The following is a 17,631-nucleotide window of genomic DNA, read 5'->3' on the forward strand; positions in this document are numbered from 1 at the left end:
TCTTCACCTCAACGTATGTCGTCGGCATATCGGCAAGACCGTCTCGCTCGTTCACAGCCTGGCCACGACGCTGATCAGGATGTAGACGATGATCATGAGCACGAAGAAGGACAGATCGAGCGCCACGCCCCCGAAGCGCAGCGGCGGAATGAACCGCCGGAGCAGCTTGAGGGGCGGATCGGTGACAGTGTAGGTGGCCTCCAGAACGACCACCATCGCCTTGCCGGGCTGCCATGAGCGGGCGAACTGGAAGACGTAGTCCATCACCAGCCGGAAGATCAACACGAGTAGGAAGCAGTACAACACGATCTGGATCACCTGTAGCGCGGTCTCCATCCCGGTGTGCCTCTCCCCTGGCTCATGTGGCCTTGCGGCCCGCTTCCCTGATCCTGCGTCTCAGCTCTGGTTGAAGAACCCGCCCTCTGCGATGCGGGCCTTGTCCTCCGCCGTGACGTCGACGTTAGCAGGAGACAGCAGGAAGACCTTCTGTGTCACCCGTTCAATACTTCCGTGCAAACCAAACACGAGACCAGCCGCAAAGTCGACAAGTCGCTTCGCATCCGTGTCATCCATCTCGGTCAAGTTCATGATCACCGGGGTGCCCTCGCGGAAGTGTTCCCCGATGGTACGGGCCTCGTTGTAGGTCCGGGGGTGCAGTGTGGTGATCCGATACGGCTCCCGCTCGGACACCACCTTGGGCATGATCACCGGCGCGCTCTTCTCCAGGTTCTGACGTTCAGGTGTGATGGATGACACGGGGGCAATTCTCCCCACTCGTCCGCTTTCTGCAACAGCGGCCGGCGCCGGGGAGGGTTCACGCTCCCGTTGGGCCGGCGGATGCATCACCCGTACCTGCTCCTCGGGTTCGGGCTTCTCCAAGGAGTGGTGGGACTGGGGCTGGTGATGCCTCCGACGCTCGCGCTCGGGCTCTGGTTCGGGCTCGAACTCGTCGTCGGGGTCGAACCCCCGGCCGTCGTAACCATCGTCCTCCACGAGGCCGAGGTAGACCGCCATCTTGCGCATCGCGCCGGCCATTCTCTGCGTCCTCCGCTCTGTGGTGGGTCCCCTGCCTCTGCGACGGAGAGACCCCAGGCCCCGTCACCGGGGGCCATCGATCCACATGATCTTCCCATCTGTCCAATTTGACGGGAATGACCATATATTCTGCTGTGGTCCGACTTGCTTGGCGACGTTACCCGAGCCTCGGTCGGACTCCGAGTACCGCGCTGCCGACGCGTACATGTGTCGCACCCGCCGCCACCGCCTCCTCGAGATCCGCGCTCATCCCTGCCGAGACCATGTTCGCAGCAGGATGGTCCGCACGCAGGCGGGTTGAGATTTCCCACAGCGCCCCGAACGCCTTCTCCGGCTGCCCCTCGTACGGCCCGGCCAGCGGCGCGACGGTCATCACGCCCGCCGGCCGCAGCCCTTCGGCGGAGTCCAGCGCGTCCGCCAGCGCGGCCACCCGCCCGGGTGGCGCACCGCCCCGCACACCGGCCTCACCTGACTCCCCGTCAAGGGACACCTGGATCAGACATGCGATTTCACGCCCTGCGCGGACGGCCGCCCCCGAAAGAGCGGTGACCAGCCGGGGCCGGTCGACGGAGTGCACGAAACTGGCGTAACCGGTCACCGAACGGACCTTGTTGCTCTGCAACTGGCCCACGAAGTGCCAGTCCAACGACAGGTCCGCGCAGGCAGCCGCCTTGGGCGCCGCGTCCTGGTCGCGGTTCTCCGCGACGTGCCGGACGCCCAGTTCGGCGAGCAGCCGCACATCGCTCGCCGGATACGTCTTGGTGACCACGATCAGTGTGACGTCCTCGGGTCTGCGCCCCACCGTGCTGCACGCGCGGGCGATGCGCTCCTCCACCCGGGCGAGGTTGGCGGCCAGCTCGGCCTTTCGATCCGTCACGGGGCATCCTCTTCGCTGTCGTCGGCGGCCTGGCCGGGGACCGCGGAGCCGGCGGGTGCGGAGCCGGGGGGCGAGCCGAGCCAGACATAACTCGCGAGCCGCCCGGTGTCCCGCTCGCGGCGGTACGAGAAGTGGTCGGCCGACTCCAGGGTGCAGACTCCGGACTGTTCCAGGGTTGTGACACCGCACGCCGCGAGCTGGGCGCGCACGCCCGCCGCGATGTCGAGCGCCGGAGTGCCCCAACTCGTGGTGGCGTACGCCTCCGGCACCAGGGCGGCGACCTCTTCGCGCAAGGCGGCCGGCACCTCGTAGCACCGCCCGCAGACCGCGGGGCCGGTGCGCGCCTCGACGCGCGCCGGATCGGCACCGAGCGCCACCATCGCCCGGAGCGTCTCCGGCACCACTCCGGCCGCCAGCCCGGGCCGGCCCGCGTGCGCGGCGCCCACCACCCCGGCCGCCGGGTCGGCCAGCAGCACCGGCGTGCAGTCGGCCGTGAGCACCGCCAGCGCGAGGCCGCGCCGCTCGGTGACCACTCCGTCGACGCAACTGGCCGGTGTGTCCGGTCCGCTCCACGGCTCCCGCACGACGGCCACCTCCCGCCCGTGCACCTGGTTCATCCAGACCACCCCGGCCGGATCGAGGCCCAGCGCCCCGGCCGCCCGCGCGCGGTTCTCCCGTACGGCCGCCGGGTCGTCGCCGACCGCGCCGCCGAGGTTGAGGGTCGCACGAGGAGCGGCGCTCACCCCGCCCCACCGGTCGGTGAAGGCGAAGTGCGCGCCGCTCGCTGTGTCGTGCCGTGCTATCACGTGAAGTCCGGACTACTTCAGGAAGTCCGGTACGTCCAGCTCCTCCGCCTGGCTGTCCTGGTACGGACGGGCCGGCGGCACCTGCGGCGGCGCCGGGGGCGGCCCGGTCTCGCCGCTGACCGGGGAGGGCTCGGGCGCCGGGACGGCCTCGTCCTCGCGCGGGCTGAGCACGCCCAGGGTGGGCCGCTCGCGTTCGCGGTCGGCGTCGGGCGCGGGACGGGCCGGAGCGGCGGCGCCCTCGTCCTTGCTCGAGTACGCGCCGAGGACCTTGTCGCGGTTCTTGGACGGCGGCTGGCCGCCGTCGAAGCCCGCCGCGATGACGGTGACCCGGACCTCGTCCCCCAGGGCGTCGTCGATGACGGCTCCGAAGATGATGTTCGCCTCCGGGTGGGCCGCCTCGCTGACCAGCTGGGCGGCCTCGTTGATCTCGAAGAGCCCGAGATCCGAACCGCCCGAGATGGACAGCAGCACCCCTCTGGCGCCGTCGATGGACGCTTCCAGGAGCGGCGAGGAGATCGCCATCTCGGCCGCGGCCACCGCCCGGTCGTCGCCGCGCGCGGAGCCGATGCCCATGAGCGCGGAGCCCGCCTCGGACATCACGGACTTGACGTCCGCGAAGTCGAGGTTGATCAGGCCGGGGGTGGTGATGAGATCGGTGATCCCCTGCACGCCGGAGAGCAGCACCTGATCCGCCGACTTGAACGCGTCGAGCACGCTCACCTGGCGGTCCGAGATGGAGAGCAGCCGGTCGTTGGGGATGACGATGAGGGTGTCGACCTCGTCGCGCAGGCCGGCGATGCCGTCCTCCGCCTGGTTCGCACGGCGCCGGCCCTCGAAGGTGAAGGGCCGGGTGACGACGCCGATCGTCAGCGCGCCGAGCGAGCGTGCGATGTTCGCGACGACGGGTGCGCCGCCGGTGCCGGTGCCGCCGCCCTCGCCCGCCGTGACGAAGACCATGTCGGCCCCCTTGAGGACCTCCTCGATCTCCTCGCGGTGGTCTTCGGCGGCCTTGCGGCCGACATCGGGGTTGGCGCCCGCGCCGAGACCGCGAGTCAGCTCGCGGCCCACGTCGAGCTTGACATCGGCGTCGCTCATCAACAGGGCCTGCGCATCGGTGTTGATCGCGATGAACTCGACGCCCTTGAGACCGACCTCGATCATCCGGTTGATGGCATTCACGCCACCGCCGCCGATACCGACGACCTTGATGACTGCGAGGTAGTTCTGCGGTGCTGCCACGTCGAAGGCCTCTCGCCTCGAGTTACGTATCCCTGTGGGGCGGTCCGTATGCCGACCCGAACCCTAACGGTGAAGTTTAGGGTTACCAGTGCCTGGACTTCTTGGAGTCTTCGCAACGGACACTAAGTCGACAAGTGCTGGGTGTTCAACGAACACGCCGAACCTCCCGTTTTTCTTTTCACCCTATGTGATCAGACCGGGCAGTAGCCATCCAGGGTGCTGGCCTGCGGGTATGCCCGTCAACTCCCGTCCGCCGCAGGGGCGCTGGGCACACTGACATCGAAGTGACCGGCGTCCCCGGCCGCTTTCATCAGCGCGGTCAGCGACTTCGCCTTCGCCGCGCCCCGCGCGCTGCTCCCCCACCGCACAGTACGGCCCTCCGTCAACTCCAGGGTGATGGAGTCGTAGGAGCGAACCCGGATGGTCCTCAGGTCCCGCGCTACGGATTCTGGCACGGATGCGGCCACCCGGACCGCCGCCCGGCGCAACCGGGCCGCGTCGAAGTGGCTCCGGCCGGCCGCCGGACCGGCCGTCACGGCGAGAAGCGGAACGCCACGCGGCCGCTCGTCGACGGTGGCGAAGCGCACCCCGCCCGGGTCCACTTCGACGTACGCCCCCGCCTTCGCCTCTACCGCCGCCGTCTTCCGCTCCGTCACCTCCAGCTTCACGGTGTGCGGCCAGGAGCGTACGACCCGCACCGCGCCGATCCGCGGCAGCCCCGCGCGCAGCCTGCGCGCGGCGGCGTCCGTGTCGACGGAGGCGAGCGGGATCTCCAGCGGTACGGCCGCGGTGTCCCGGATCTGGTCCTCCGTCAGCACCCGGGCGCCGCTGACGGTGACCCGTTCGACCCGCAGCCAGCCGGAGCCGTACAGCGCCCAGGCCCCGAACCCGCCCAGCAGCAGCGCCAGGACGAGCCCGAGCAGCAGCGCCCGGCGGCCCGGCAACCGGAAGCGGAGCCTGGCCTTACGCGCCGGGGAGGCGGCGCCGCCGGGCTCGCCGCCCGACGGGCGCGCCGACCGGCCGCCGGCGCGTTCTGGCCGGTCAGCGGTCCTCGTCGGTCCGGCCACGCTCGCCTGCCCTCTTTCCCCGGCGGCTGCCGGTCAGCCCTGCCGGCGTGCCGCGATCGCCTCGTACACCATTCCGACAAGCAGTTCATCGGCGTCCCGGCGGCCGAACTCGGCGGCGGCCCGCGCCATGTCGTGCAGCCGGTGCGGATCGGAGAGCACCGGGAGCACGTTGCCCCTGATCCACTCCGGCGTCAGCTCCGCGTCGTCGACGAGCAGCCCGCCGCCCGCCTTGACGACCGGCTGGGCGTTGAGCCGCTGCTCGCCGTTGCCGATCGGCAGCGGGACGTAGGCGGCGGGCAGCCCGACGGCGGACAGCTCCGCGACGGTCATCGCGCCCGCGCGGCAGAGCATCATGTCGGCCGCGGCGTACGCGAGGTCCATCCGGTCCACGTACGGTACCGGCACGTACGGCGGCATTCCCGGCATATGGTCGAGGTGCGGCAGTTCGTTCTTCGGGCCCACCGCGTGCAGCACCTGGATACCGGAGCGCTGGAGCTGCGGTACGACGCTCTGCACGACCTCGTTCAGCCTGCGTGCGCCCTGCGAGCCGCCGGTGACCAGCAGCGTCGGCAGGTTGAGGTCGAGCCCGAACGCCGCCCGCCCCTCGGCGCGCACCGCCGCCCGGTCCAGGACCGCGATGGCGCGGCGCAGCGGGATGCCGATGTAGCGGGCGTGCCGCAGCTTGCTGTCCGGGGTGGAGACGGCGACGAGCCGGGTGTAGCGCGAGCCGATCTTGTTGGCCAGGCCGGGGCGCGCGTTGGCCTCGTGCACGACGATCGGCACACCGAGCCGCTTGGCGGCGAGATAGCCGGGCAGCGACACGTAACCGCCGAAGCCCACCACGCAGTCCGCCTTGGTGCGCTCCAGGATCTGCTCGGCGGCCTTGATGGTGCCGCGCAGCCGTCCCGGGACGGTGATCAGCTCCGGGGTGGGTTTGCGCGGCAGCGGCACGGCCGGAATGAGCCCCAGCTCGTAGCCCCGCTCGGGGACGAGTCTGGTCTCGAGCCCGCGCTCGGTCCCCAGGGCCGTGATACCCACGGTCGGGTCCTGCCTGCGCAGGGCGTCCGCGAGGGCAAGCGCGGGCTCGATGTGGCCGGCGGTCCCCCCGCCGGCGAGTACGACATGCACCGAAATTCACCGCTCTCCGGACGGGCGCCGACCGGCGCGCCGTCTCATCGTCATCCTTCTCACCCCAGCCCGGCCTCCGCCGGACTTGCCGAAGAGTACGGGCTGCCGCCTGGCCAGTGCCGCTCGGGCAGCGGGGTCGCTGCGCGCGAAGGCGATCAGCAACCCGATGGCGAACATCGTCGGCAGCAGGGCGGAACCTCCGTAGGAGAACAGCGGGAGCGGGACTCCGGCGATCGGCAGCAGGCCGAGCACCGCACCGATGTTGATCGCGGCCTGTGCCGTGATCCAGGTCGTCACGCCTCCCGCGGCATACCTGACGAAGGGGTCCTCCGTGCGTCCGGCCACGCGGATACCCGCATAGCCTAGAGCCGCGAAGAGGGCGAGTACCGACAGCGTCCCCGCCAGACCCAGCTCCTCGCCCGTGACGGCGAAGATGAAGTCGGTGTGCGGCTCGGGGAGTTGACCCCATTTCTCCACACTGGCCCCGAGTCCGGAGCCGAACCAGCCGCCGGAGGCCAGCGCGTAGATGCCGTGCACGGCCTGCCAGCACTGGTCGTCCGGCCCCGGATCGGTCGCGCCCAGGCAGCCCAGCCGCGCCATCCTGTTCGGGCTGCTGGTGACCAGCAGGGCGCCGAGGGCGACGGCCACCGCCAGCACCCCCGCGAACAGCCGGGTGGGGGCGCCGAGCAGCCACAGCAGGCCGAACAGGATCGCGGTGAGGATGATGGCGGTGCCCATGTCGCCGCCCAGCATGATGAGCCCGAGCAGCAGGAACGCCACGGGCACCAGCGGCACCAGCATGTGCTTCCACTGGCTCAGCAGCCGCTTGTCGCCCTTGCGGGCCAGCAGGTCGGCGCCCCAGAGCACCAGCGCCAGCTTCGCGAACTCGCTGGGCTGGAGCTGGAAGGGGCCGCCGAGGTGAATCCAGTTCTGGTTGCCGTTCACCGCCCGCCCTATGCCTGGGACCTGCACCAGGCAGAGCAGGAAGACCGACCCGGCCAGCAGCGGATACGCGCACGCCCGGTGCAGCTTGACCGGCATCCGGGAGGCCAGCAGCAGCAGCACGGCCCCCAGCACGGCGGCGACCAGTTGCTTCTGGAAGAAGTAGGTGGAGGAGAGTCCCGACTGGAGGGCCTGGATCTGGGAGGCCGAGAAGACCATCACCAGGCCGAGCGCGGTGAGCAGGAGGCTGCCGCCGAGGATCACGTAGTAGGCCGTCAGCGGGCGGTCCCAGGCGCGCCGTGCCCGGTCCAGGGCCCGGCCGAAGGGGCCCCCGGCGCGTTCCGGGCGCGCCGGGCGCCGGGGCGGGCGCCTGGGCGCGGGCGCGGGAGAGGCGGCGGGGCGGCTCGTACGCGCACGGGGGGCGCGTACCGCGGCAGGCTCCGCGCCGGGGCGGGAAGCGGGCCGGGCGCGCTCCGGGCGCGGGCGCCGGGAGGCGCGGGGGGCGGGGCGGTCGCCGTCGTCACGGGTGCGGGCGACGGCGCCGCCGGGGAGCCCGGCGGCGGCGGGCACCGGGCCGCCCGACAGGGCGCCCGCGCACCGCGCGACGGCGGCGGTCGCGGCGATCGCCGTCGCGGCGGCCTTCGCGGTGGTGGCCTTCGCGGTGGCGCCGAGCCGGGCGCCCCGCAGGAGCGTACGCATGCCGCGACCGTACGCCCCCGGGCCGCCGTACGAGGCGGTACCGCGGCGGCCGGGCAGCGCTCCGGGCCTCCGCCGGGCACCGGAGCCCGGCGGGGCGGGGGGCGCTGAGCCCCCGTCAGCGGCACGTCCAACGACGGGGGCGGGCAGGACGGGCGCCACAACGGGCGCTGAGCCCCTCTCAGCCGAGGGGGCGACCTCGCAGGCCGCAGCGCCTGGAGCCGGGCCGTCGGCGACGGACGGAGGGGCGGCGGGTCCAAACGGGCCGGTGCCGGGCGGAGCGGCGGCCACCGCCACGGGGCTCCCGGAGCACGCGCCCGCAACACCCGCGGGCACGGCGGGGGGTGACGCGGCACCCGCGGCAGCGAACCCGGCACCGGCGGGGGCGCCACCGCCCGAGGCGGCCACCGCCCCGGAACCACCGTCAGCCCCGGGACCCGCCGCGTCCGGAAGGGCGGCGCGGGCCCCCGCCGGGGCGCAGGACGCAGCGGCGTCGTGCGGGGCGGCCCGGTCGGCTCTCATATCCGTCTCTCCTCCCGGCCGCCCGCGCCGACGGCCCGGAACCGGACCGGGTGCCGGCACCGGTGGGCTACTTTCCGGCGGTGGTCCGCCCGGAGGACAGCGCGTGGACCGCGACGGCGAAGGCCTCGCCGCGCCTGTTGTAGTTCGTGAACATGTCCATGGACGCGCACGCCGGGGCCAGCAGGACCGTGTCGCCGGAGCGGGCCAGCCCGGCGGCCGCCTGGACCGCCGCGGCCATCGCCCCAGTGTCCGTCCGCTCCAGGTCGACCACCGGAACATCGGGTGCGTGTCGCGCCAGCGCTTCGCGGATGAGGTGCCGGTCGGCGCCGATGAGGACGGCGCCGCGCAGCCGTCCGGCCGCCGCGGTGACCAGTTCGTCGAAGGTGGCGCCCTTGGCGAGGCCGCCGGCGATCCAGACGATGGGGTCGTAGGCGGCCAGGGAGGCGGCCGTGGCGTGCGTGTTGGTGGCCTTGGAGTCGTCCACGTAGCCGACGCCGTCGACCTCGGCGACGTGCTCGATGCGGTGGGCGTCCGGCCGGAAGGCGCGCAGGCCGTCCCGTACGGCCGCCGCGGGGACGCCGTAGGCGCGGGCGAGGGCGGCGGCGGCCAGCGCGTTGGCGACGTTGTGCGGGGCCGCCGGGGTGATGTCGGAGACCTCGGCCAGCTCCTGGGCCTGCTGCTGACGGTTCTCGGTGAAGGCGCGGTCGACCAGCAGGCCGTCCACGACGCCGAGTTCGGAGGGCCCGGGGGTGCCCGGCGTGAAGCCGATGGCGCGGCAGCCCTCGACGACGTCGGCCTCCCGTACCAGCGCGGCCGTGGCCGGGTCCGCCACGTTGTAGACACAGGCGACCTCGTTGCCCTCGTAGATGCGGCCCTTGTCGGCCGCGTACGCCGCCATCGAACCGTGCCAGTCGAGATGGTCGGGGGCCAGGTTGAGGACGGCGGCGGAGTGCGCCCGCAGGCTCGGCGCGTAGTGCAGCTGGTAGCTGGACAGCTCCACCGCCAGCACGTCGTACGGCTCCTGCCCATCGGCGCCGAGGACCACGTCGACCAGCGGGGTGCCGATGTTGCCGACCGCGGCGGTGCGCAACCCGGCCGCCGAGAGGATGGAGGCGAGCATCCGCACCGTGGTGGTCTTGCCGTTGGTGCCGGTGACGGCCAGCCAGGGTGCCGCCTCCGGTCCCCGCAGGCGCCAGGCCAGCTCCACATCGCCCCATACGGGCACCCCGGCCGCCTCGGCCGCCGCGAAGAGCGGGCTGTCCGGCTTCCAGCCGGGCGAGGTGACGACGAGGTCCGTGCCCTCGGGCAGCCCTGCGCCGTCGCCGAGCCGGACGTGCACCCCGTCGGCCGCCAGCGCCGCCGCGTCGGCGCGGTGCCGCTCGCTGTCGCCGCCGTCCACGACGGTGACGGCCGCCCCGTACCGGGCCAGCGCGCGGGCGGCGCTGGCGCCGCTCACGCCCAGCCCGGCGACGGTGACGCGGCGGCCCGTGAAGCCGATGGAGTCCGGGCTGCTCACTTCGCCGCCGCCCAGCCCGCGTAGAAGATGCCGATGCCGACGATGGCGCACATGCCCTGGATGATCCAGAAGCGGACCACGACAAGGACTTCGGACCACCCCTTGAGTTCGAAGTGGTGCTGGAGCGGCGCCATCTTGAAGACGCGTTTTCCGGTGAGCCGGAAGGAGCCGACCTGGATGACCACGGACATGGTGATCAGGACGAAGAGGCCGCCGAGGATGGCCAGGAGCAGCTCGGTGCGGGAGCAGATCGCCAGGCCGGCGAGCGCGCCGCCGAGGGCGAGCGAGCCGGTGTCCCCCATGAAGATCTTTGCGGGCGAGGTGTTCCACCACAGGAAGCCGAAGCAGGCGCCCATCAGGGCCGCCGAGACGACGGCGAGGTCGAGCGGATCTCGTACCTCGTAGCAGCCGGGGCCCGCGCTGAGCGGGTTGGCGCAGGACTCCTGGTGCTCCCAGATGCCGATGAAGGTGTAGGCGCCGAAGACCATCACCGAGGCGCCGGTGGCGAGGCCGTCGAGGCCGTCGGTGAGGTTCACGCCGTTCGACATGGCCAGGATCATGAACAGCGCCCACAGGACGAAGAGCACCGGTCCGATGGACCAGCCGAAGTCCTGGGTGAAGGAGAGCTTGGTGGAGGCCGGGGTGAGGTTGCGGGCGTCCGCGAAGTTGAGCGAGAGGATCGCGAAGCCGACACCGACGATCAGCTGTCCGGCCATCTTGGCCTTGGCCCGGAGGCCGAGGCTGCGCTGCTTGACGATCTTGATGTAGTCGTCCAGGAAGCCGACCACGCCCATGCCCGCGAAGAGGAAGAGCACGAGGATGCCGGAGAAGGTCGGCTGGCTGCCGGTGATCAGCTTGGTGAGCGCGTACGCGATCAGCGTCGCCAGGATGAAGGCGATGCCGCCCATCGTGGGCGTGCCGCGCTTGCTGTGGTGGTTCCGCGGCCCGTCGTCCCGGATGAACTGGCCGTAGCCCTTGCGGGCGAGCAGCTTGATCAGCAGCGGGGTGCCGACCAGCGACAGGAAGAGTCCGATGACTCCGGAGAAGAGGATCTGCCTCATCCGGCGGAGACCTCGCCCTCGAGCAGGTCGAGCGCGACGCGCTCCAGACCGACCGAACGGGAAGCCTTCACCAGTACGACATCCCCCGTGCGCAGTTCCCTGCGCAGTAGGTCGACCGCCGCCTGAGCGTCGGACACGTGCACCGACTCCTCACCCCACGAACCCTCGTTCTTGGCGCCCATGTCGAGCCAGGCGGCCTCCCGGCCGCCCACCGCCACGAGCTTCTGGACGTTGAGCCGGACGGCGAGCCGTCCGACCGCGTCGTGCTCGACGAGCGATTCGTCGCCGAGCTCGGCCATCTCGCCGAGCACCGCCCACGTCCGCCGTCCCCTGCCCATGGCCGCGAGCGCACGGAGTGCGGCGCGCATCGAGTCGGGATTGGCGTTGTAGGCGTCGTTGACGACCGTGACGCCGTCGGCGCGCTCGCTGACCTCCATGCGCCAGCGGGAGAGCGTGTCCGCGGTGGAGAGCGCCGCTGCGATCTCTTCGACGGGCATGCCCAACTGGCAGGCGACGGCCGCCGCGGCAAGCGCGTTCGACACGTGGTGCTCACCGTACAGGCGCAGTGTCACCTCGCTGTACCCGGTGGGTGTGTGGAGGGTGAAGGTCGGCCGTCCCTGGTCGGTGAGCCGGACATTCCCGGCGCGCACCTCCGCGTCCGGCGCCTCGCCGAAGAGGACGACCCGGGCGTCCGTACGGGCCGCCATCGCCCGTACGAGCGGATCGTCGGCGTTGAGCACCGCGACGCCGCCTTCCGCCGCCGGCGGCAGCGCCTCCACCAGCTCGCCCTTGGCCCGTGCGGTGCCGTCCCGGCTGCCGAACTCGCCGATGTGCGCGGCCCCGATGTTGAGGACCACGCCGATCTTCGGCGGGACCAGCTCGGTGAGGTAGCGGATGTGGCCGATCCCGCGCGCTCCCATCTCCAGCACGAGGTAGCGGGTTTCCGCGTCGGCCCGCAGCGCGGTGACCGGCAGGCCGATCTCGTTGTTGAGCGACCCGGCGGGCCACACGGTGGGACCGAGCCGCTCCAGCAGCTGGGCGAGGAGGTCCTTGGTGCTGGTCTTGCCCGCCGAGCCGGTGAGCGCGACGACCTGGGTGCCCAGCCCTTCGACCGTACGGCGGGCCAGCGCGCCGAGCGCGGCGGTGACGTCGTCGACGACGACGGCGGGGACACCGACGGGGCGGGTGGCGAGGACGGCGACCGCGCCGTCGGCGACGGCCTGGCGGGCGAAGTCGTGGCCGTCCACGCGCTCACCGTCGAACGCGGCGAACAGGCCGCCCGGCCCGACCTTCCGTGAGTCGATCACGACGGGGCCGGTGACCCGGACGTCCGGGTCCGGTATGTCGCGCAACTGCCCGGAGACGGTGGCGGCGATCTCGGCGAGGGAGAGGGGGATCATCGTTTCTGGTCGTCTGTCCTGGAGGTGGTGGCGGCTTCGGGCGTAGACGTAGAAGTGGACATAGAAGTGGACATGGACGTGGCGGTGGGGACGGAAGGTGCGGGCGGCGGGGCGGGGGCGGCGGCCGCTTCGATGACCGTGCGCAGCACCTGCCGGTCGTCGAAGGGGCGTACCACTCCGGCGATGTCCTGGCCCAGTTCGTGGCCCTTGCCCAGCACCAGCACGGAGTCCCCGGGCTCGGCGCGGGCCACGGCCGCCTCGATGGCCGCGGCCCGGTCCTCCTCGACCAGGACGGTGCCGCGCTCGTAGGCGGGCACCTCGGCGGCGCCCGCGAGCATGGTGGCCAGGATCGCCAGGGGGTCCTCGGTGCGGGGGTTGTCGGAGGTGAGCACGGCGGTGTCGGAGAGGCGGGCGAGCGCCGCTCCCATCGCGGTGCGCTTGTGCGGGTCACGGTCGCCGCCGCAGCCGAGGACGGTGTGCACCCGGCCCTCGGTGACCTTGCGGATCGCGTAGAGGACGGACTCGACCGCGTCGGGCTTGTGCGCGTAGTCCACGACGGCCAGGTAGGGCTGGCCCGCGTCGACCCGCTCCAGCCGCCCGGGGACCCCGGGCACCGCGCCGATGCCCTCGGCGGCGGTGTGCGGGTCGATGCCGGCGGCGACCAGGGCGGCGAGCGCGGCGAGCGCGTTGGCGACGTTGAACGGGCCGGGCAGCGGAGCGACGGCGTCCACCCGTACGCCCTCCGGGCCCACCGCGGTGAAGGTGGAGCCCAGCGTGCCCAGCTCGACGCCCTCGGCGCGCCAGTCGGCGTCCGGGTGGCCCTCCGCGGAGAAGGTGGTGACGGGGACCTCGGACTCGCGGATGAGCCGGAAGCCGTACTCGTCGTCGAAGTTGACGACCGCGGCGCGGGAGCGGGCCTTGGTGAACAGCTGGCGCTTGGCCTGGAAGTAGTCCTCCATGTCGGGATGGAAGTCCAGGTGCTCCGGGCTGAGGTTGTTGAAGACGGCGACGTCGAAGACGCAGCCGTCGACGCGGCCCAGCACCAGCGCGTGGCTGGAGACCTCCATGGCCACCGCGGTGACGCCGCGTTCGCGCATCACGGCGAAGAGCGCCTGCAGCTCCGTCGCCTCCGGGGTGGTGCGCTCGGACTTGAGGCGCTCGTCGCCGATGCGGGACTCGACGGTGCCGATCAGCCCCGTCAGGGCGCCGTCCTTCTCGGCAGCCCGACGCAGCCCGCCCTCGATGAGGTAGGCGGTGGTGGTCTTGCCGGAGGTGCCGGTGATGCCGATCTGGAGCAGGTCCTGGCCCGGCTCGCCGTAGATCCGCGCGGCGAGGGCGCCCATCCGGCGGCGCGGCTCCTGGACCGTGAGCACGGGCAGCCCGGTGGCGGCGGCGCGTTCGGTACCCGTCGGGTCGGTGAGCACCGCGACGGCGCCGAGGCTGGCGGCCTGGGTGGCGAAGTCGGCGCCGTGGAACCGGGCGCCGGGGAGGGCGGCGTAGATGTCGCCGGGGCGCACCGCGCGCGAGTCATGGGTGATGCCGGTGGCCGCCGCGTCCTCGGCGGGGGCGGCGATGCCCAGCGCTTCGGCGAGCACCGACAGGGGTGCGGGGCGGAGCTGTTCCGGGCGTGGGGGCGCGGTGGGATTCTGATCAGCGTGTGGCACGGCGGTGAGCGTACCGGGCAGACCGTCACCCTCGCGAAGCGAGGGGCGTGCGGAGAACGGGGGTTTCCCGCGGTTCCGTGCACCGTCAGTGATCGTTCTCACGTGCCGCTCCGTGTCGTTCGTCCTGCTTGTGGAAGACGGGCAGGGCCTCTGGTTCGGCACCGGTCGGGGGGACCTGGAGTGTCTTCAGGGAGAACTCCATGACCTGCTTGAAGACCGGGCCGCACACGTCACTGCCGTGGTAGCTGCCCTTGCGCGGGTTCTGTACGGCGCAGTAGACGGTGACCCTGGGTTTGTCGGCGGGGGCGAAGCCCGCGAAGGAGGAGGTGTAGCCCCGGTAGCGGCCGGTCTCGGGGTCCACCCGGTTGGCCGTGCCGGTCTTGCCCGCGACCTGGTAGCCGGGGATGCGGGCGACGGTGCCGGTGCCCTCGTCGCTGGAGACCACGGATTCCATCATCCGGCCCAGGGTGCCCGCGGTCTTCTCGCTGACGACCCGGCGCTCCTCGGGCTTGGGGGCGGCGGAGAAGCGGCCGTCGGGGCCGGTGGTGCCGCGTACGAGGGTGGGCTCCTGCCGTACGCCGCCGTTGGCGATGGTCGAGTAGATCGAGGCGGCCTGCACGGCGTTGAGCGAGAGCCCCTGGCCGAAGGGGATCGTGTACTGCTGCGAGGCGGACCAGTCCTGCGGCTTGGCCAGGATGCCGGGGGTCTCACCGGGGAAGCCGAGGCCGGTCTGCCGGCCCAGGCCGAACTTCCGCAGGTAGGAGTGGAGTACCTTGTTGGCCTCCCGCTGGGTGTCGCCCAGCTGTTCGGCCGCCAGGATGGTGCCGATGTTGCTGGACTTGGCCAGCACGCCGTTGAGGGTGAGCTGCCAGGTGGGATGGTCCATGTCGTCCGCGAAGGAGCGGTCGGCGCGGGGCAGCCGGTTGGGCACGGTCACGTGGGTACGCGGGGTGGCCGCGCCCTCTTCGAGTACGGCCGCCATCGACATCACCTTGGAGGTGGAACCGGGCTCGAAGGTGTCCTGGAGGGCGGCGTTGCCCAGGGTCGAGGCGTCGGCCTCGCCGATGCGGTTCGGGTCGAAGGTGGGCGCGTTGGCCATGCCGAGGATCTCGCCGGTGGTGGTGTCCTGCACGACGACGTAGCCGCTGTCCGCCTTGGACTTGGTGACCTGCTCGGTGATGGCGCGCTGCGCGGCCCACTGGATGTCGCGGTCCAGGGTCAGCTCGACGTCGGAGCCCGGTACGGCCGCCTGCTCCTCGACCCCGGCGGTGGGGACCTGACGTCCGCCGGACTGGGCGTAGGTGATCTTGCCGTTCTCGCCCTCCAGCTCGTCGTTGAGCTGCGCCTCCAGGCCGCCGCCGCCCTTGCCCTCGGCGTTGACGAAGCCCAGGACACTCGCGGCGAGCTTGTCGTTGGGGTAGACGCGCTTCGCGTGCTCCTCGGAGTAGACGCCGGCCAGCACGTTGGCCCCCGTCCGGGCGGCGGCCTTGTCGGCGAGCGCGCTCTTGAGGTCCCGGATCTGCCGCCATGCCTGCGGGGTCTGCTGGCGGGCCAGGACGACGTAGCGGGTGTCCCGCGACAGCTTCGCGGTCAGCTCCGCGGGGTCCTCGCCGACGATCGGGGCGAGCAGCGCGGCGGCGCGGGCGGGCGCGTCGCGGACGCCGGCCTGCTCGGGGGTGAGGAGGTAGGGGTCGGCGGTGATGTCGTAGGCGTCGACGGTGGTGGCCAGCGGCGTGCCGTCGCGTGCGGTCATGGTGCCCCGGTCGGCGGCGAGCGTGACGGTGATGTGGCGGTTGACGGCCGCCTTGTCGGCGAACGCGCCGGCGTCCACCGCCTGCACCTGGAGCAGGCGGGCGGTGAAGACGAGCACGACCAGGGTGACGGTGACCCCGACGAGGCGCAGCCGGGGGCGGGGGCGCGCGAGCCGGAGCGCACCGGCGGTGCCACGGGGGCGCCCGGCGTTCCGGGGGCGGGGGCGCGCGCGCTCGCGGTCCTTGTCGCGCGCCTTCTCGCGCTCGCGCTCCCGGGGGCGCTCGCGGCCGCTGCCGCGGGCGGGGGCCGGCCGGGGGCGGGGGCGGCCGGGGTCCTGCCCGTCGCGGCCCCGCGCGGGCCGGGGCACGCGGCGTTCCCCGCGAGAGCGCTCGCTCACCCCTCCCCCTCTCCCGGGCCGGGTGCCGCGGGGTCGGCCACGGCGTCCTGCGGGGCGGCGGGGATCTGGGAGGCGGGTGCGGGGACCGGCGCGGACGGCTCGGCACCCGGCTCCGCGGCACTCTCCTCGGCCGCGCCGGGCTCCGCGGCACCGGCCTCGGCCGCGCCCGGCGAGTCCGGCGGCGCCGAGGTGGGCGACGGCGCGGGCTCCGCCTCGCCGCGCACCTTGCCCTCGGGGGTCAGGAAGGCGGGCACACCGCCGGGCACCATGCCCAGCTCACGGGCCCGCTGCTCCAGCGCCTCGGGGGCGGAGTAGGAGCCCACCTCCTGCTCCAGCGCCTGCTGCTCGTCGCTCAGCTCCTTGTTCTTCCGCTCCAGCTCCTCCAGTTCGAACGAGCCGTTGTTGAGCGAGGCGTTGAGCAGCAGCAGCGCCAGCAGGCCGGACCCGAGCAGCACCACGACCAGCAGCACGAACGGGGCGCGGGCGGCCCGCGAGCCGCCCGCGGGCACCAGGGTGCGCAGCCGGGCCAGCCGCTGCTGGGCGGTCACGGCAGCACCTCCCGTACCCGCTCGGCGCCGCGCAGCCGGGCGGGGGCGGCACGGCGGTTCTCGGCGATCTCGTCCTCGGCAGGCAGTTCGGCTCCCCTGGTCAGCAGCCGCAGCCGCGGCTGGTAGCGCTCCGGGACGACGGGCAGCCCGGCGGGTGCGGTGCTGCCCGCCCCGGCCGTCAGGACCCGTTTGACCAGCCGGTCCTCCAGCGAGTGGTACGAGAGGACGGCGATCCGGCCGCCGACGGCCAGCGCGTCCACGGCGTCGGGCACGGCGCGCTCCAGCACCGCGAGCTCGCCGTTGACCTCGATGCGCAGGGCCTGGAAGGTGCGCTTGGCGGGGTTGCCTCCCGTGCGCTTCGCGGCCTGCGGCAGCGCGTCCCGGATCACCTCGACCAGCCGGGCACTGCTGGCGAAGGGCTCCCGCTCACGCTCGCGGACCACGGCGCCGACGATGCGTCTGGCCTGCTTCTCCTCGCCGTACGCGCGCAGGATGCGCACCAGTTCACCGGGCGGGTAGGTGTTGAGCACCTCGGCGGCGCCGATGCCGGTGCTCTGGTCCATCCGCATGTCCAGCGGGGCGTCCTGGGCGTACGCGAAGCCGCGCTCGGCCTCGTCCAGCTGCATGGAGGAGACGCCGAGGTCGAACAGGACGCCCTGGACGCGCGGGGTGCCGAGGCGGCTGAGGACTGCGGGGAGTTCGTCGTAGACGGCGTGCACGAGCGTCGCCCGTCCGCCGTACGGGGCCAGCCGCTCACCGGCCAGCCTCAGCGCCGCCGGGTCCCGGTCGAGGCCGATCAGCCGGACGCCGGGGAAGGTGCTGAGCAGGGCCTCCGCGTGGCCGCCGAGACCGAGCGTGCAGTCGACGACCGTGGCGCCGGGCTCGGCGAGGGCGGGGGCCAGCAGCTCCAGGCAGCGTCGCAGCATGACGGGGACGTGGCGCTCGTTCGTACTCATGTGCCCTCTCAGCTCCGGCGGGCGA

General features: G+C 72.8%; 15 protein-coding genes. All 15 read right to left on the reverse strand.

Annotated features, from left to right (window positions below; translation table 11 throughout):
• Positions 1 to 51 precede the first annotated feature (51 nt).
• Complete coding sequence (locus H299_RS0124280) at positions 52 to 336, reverse strand: YggT family protein (RefSeq protein ID WP_027750523.1); 285 nt, start codon at positions 334 to 336, stop codon at positions 52 to 54.
• A 60-nt stretch (positions 337 to 396) separates the two neighbouring features.
• Positions 397 to 1,035 (reverse strand): cell division protein SepF, encoded by a 639-nt coding sequence (locus H299_RS0124285; RefSeq protein ID WP_027750524.1) that lies wholly within the window; start codon positions 1,033 to 1,035, stop codon positions 397 to 399.
• Between the two features lie 157 nt (positions 1,036 to 1,192).
• Positions 1,193 to 1,912, reverse strand: coding sequence for a YggS family pyridoxal phosphate-dependent enzyme (locus tag H299_RS0124290; RefSeq protein ID WP_027750525.1), 720 nt, complete (start codon positions 1,910 to 1,912; stop codon positions 1,193 to 1,195).
• The gene (gene pgeF, locus H299_RS36020) at positions 1,909 to 2,718 is read right to left on the reverse strand and encodes a peptidoglycan editing factor PgeF (RefSeq protein ID WP_051262800.1); all 810 of its coding nucleotides are present in this window, start codon (positions 2,716 to 2,718) and stop codon (positions 1,909 to 1,911) included. The genes H299_RS0124290 and pgeF overlap by 4 nt, the downstream gene beginning before the upstream one ends.
• A 12-nt stretch (positions 2,719 to 2,730) precedes the next feature.
• The gene (gene ftsZ / locus H299_RS0124300) at positions 2,731 to 3,957 is read right to left on the reverse strand and encodes a cell division protein FtsZ (protein WP_027750526.1); all 1,227 of its coding nucleotides are present in this window, start codon (positions 3,955 to 3,957) and stop codon (positions 2,731 to 2,733) included.
• Positions 3,958 to 4,196: 239 nt separating this feature from the next.
• A complete protein-coding gene (locus tag H299_RS0124305; RefSeq protein ID WP_486587406.1) occupies positions 4,197 to 4,901 on the reverse strand; it encodes a cell division protein FtsQ/DivIB in 705 nt (234 codons plus the stop codon).
• Positions 4,902 to 5,057: 156 nt separating this feature from the next.
• Positions 5,058 to 6,152, reverse strand: coding sequence for an undecaprenyldiphospho-muramoylpentapeptide beta-N-acetylglucosaminyltransferase (gene murG / locus H299_RS0124310; RefSeq protein WP_027750528.1), 1,095 nt, complete (start codon positions 6,150 to 6,152; stop codon positions 5,058 to 5,060).
• A 6-nt stretch (positions 6,153 to 6,158) separates the two neighbouring features.
• Positions 6,159 to 7,793: a putative lipid II flippase FtsW gene (gene ftsW, locus H299_RS36025; RefSeq protein WP_486587407.1), complete on the reverse strand. Its 1,635-nt coding sequence runs from the start codon at positions 7,791 to 7,793 to the stop codon at positions 6,159 to 6,161.
• A 586-nt stretch (positions 7,794 to 8,379) separates the two neighbouring features.
• Positions 8,380 to 9,828 (reverse strand): UDP-N-acetylmuramoyl-L-alanine--D-glutamate ligase, encoded by a 1,449-nt coding sequence (gene murD, locus H299_RS0124320; RefSeq protein WP_027750529.1) that lies wholly within the window; start codon positions 9,826 to 9,828, stop codon positions 8,380 to 8,382.
• A complete protein-coding gene (gene mraY, locus H299_RS0124325; RefSeq protein WP_027750530.1) occupies positions 9,825 to 10,889 on the reverse strand; it encodes a phospho-N-acetylmuramoyl-pentapeptide-transferase in 1,065 nt (354 codons plus the stop codon). The genes murD and mraY overlap by 4 nt, the downstream gene beginning before the upstream one ends.
• Positions 10,886 to 12,289: a UDP-N-acetylmuramoyl-tripeptide--D-alanyl-D-alanine ligase gene (locus tag H299_RS0124330; protein ID WP_027750531.1), complete on the reverse strand. Its 1,404-nt coding sequence runs from the start codon at positions 12,287 to 12,289 to the stop codon at positions 10,886 to 10,888. The genes mraY and H299_RS0124330 overlap by 4 nt, the downstream gene beginning before the upstream one ends.
• A complete protein-coding gene (locus H299_RS0124335) occupies positions 12,286 to 14,055 on the reverse strand; it encodes a UDP-N-acetylmuramoyl-L-alanyl-D-glutamate--2,6-diaminopimelate ligase (RefSeq protein ID WP_027750532.1) in 1,770 nt (589 codons plus the stop codon). Before H299_RS0124335 ends, H299_RS0124330 begins: the two co-directional genes overlap by 4 nt.
• Positions 14,039 to 16,102: a peptidoglycan D,D-transpeptidase FtsI family protein gene (locus H299_RS36030; protein WP_078513008.1), complete on the reverse strand. Its 2,064-nt coding sequence runs from the start codon at positions 16,100 to 16,102 to the stop codon at positions 14,039 to 14,041. The genes H299_RS0124335 and H299_RS36030 overlap by 17 nt, the downstream gene beginning before the upstream one ends.
• Positions 16,099 to 16,650: a cell division protein FtsL gene (ftsL, locus tag H299_RS36035; protein WP_037760482.1), complete on the reverse strand. Its 552-nt coding sequence runs from the start codon at positions 16,648 to 16,650 to the stop codon at positions 16,099 to 16,101. Before ftsL ends, H299_RS36030 begins: the two co-directional genes overlap by 4 nt.
• Positions 16,647 to 17,606, reverse strand: a complete 960-nt coding sequence (gene rsmH / locus H299_RS0124350) for a 16S rRNA (cytosine(1402)-N(4))-methyltransferase RsmH (protein WP_027750533.1) — start codon at positions 17,604 to 17,606, stop codon at positions 16,647 to 16,649. Before rsmH ends, ftsL begins: the two co-directional genes overlap by 4 nt.
• Positions 17,607 to 17,631 lie beyond the last annotated feature (25 nt).

The sequence above is a fragment of the Streptomyces sp. CNH287 genome (assembly GCF_000424825.1).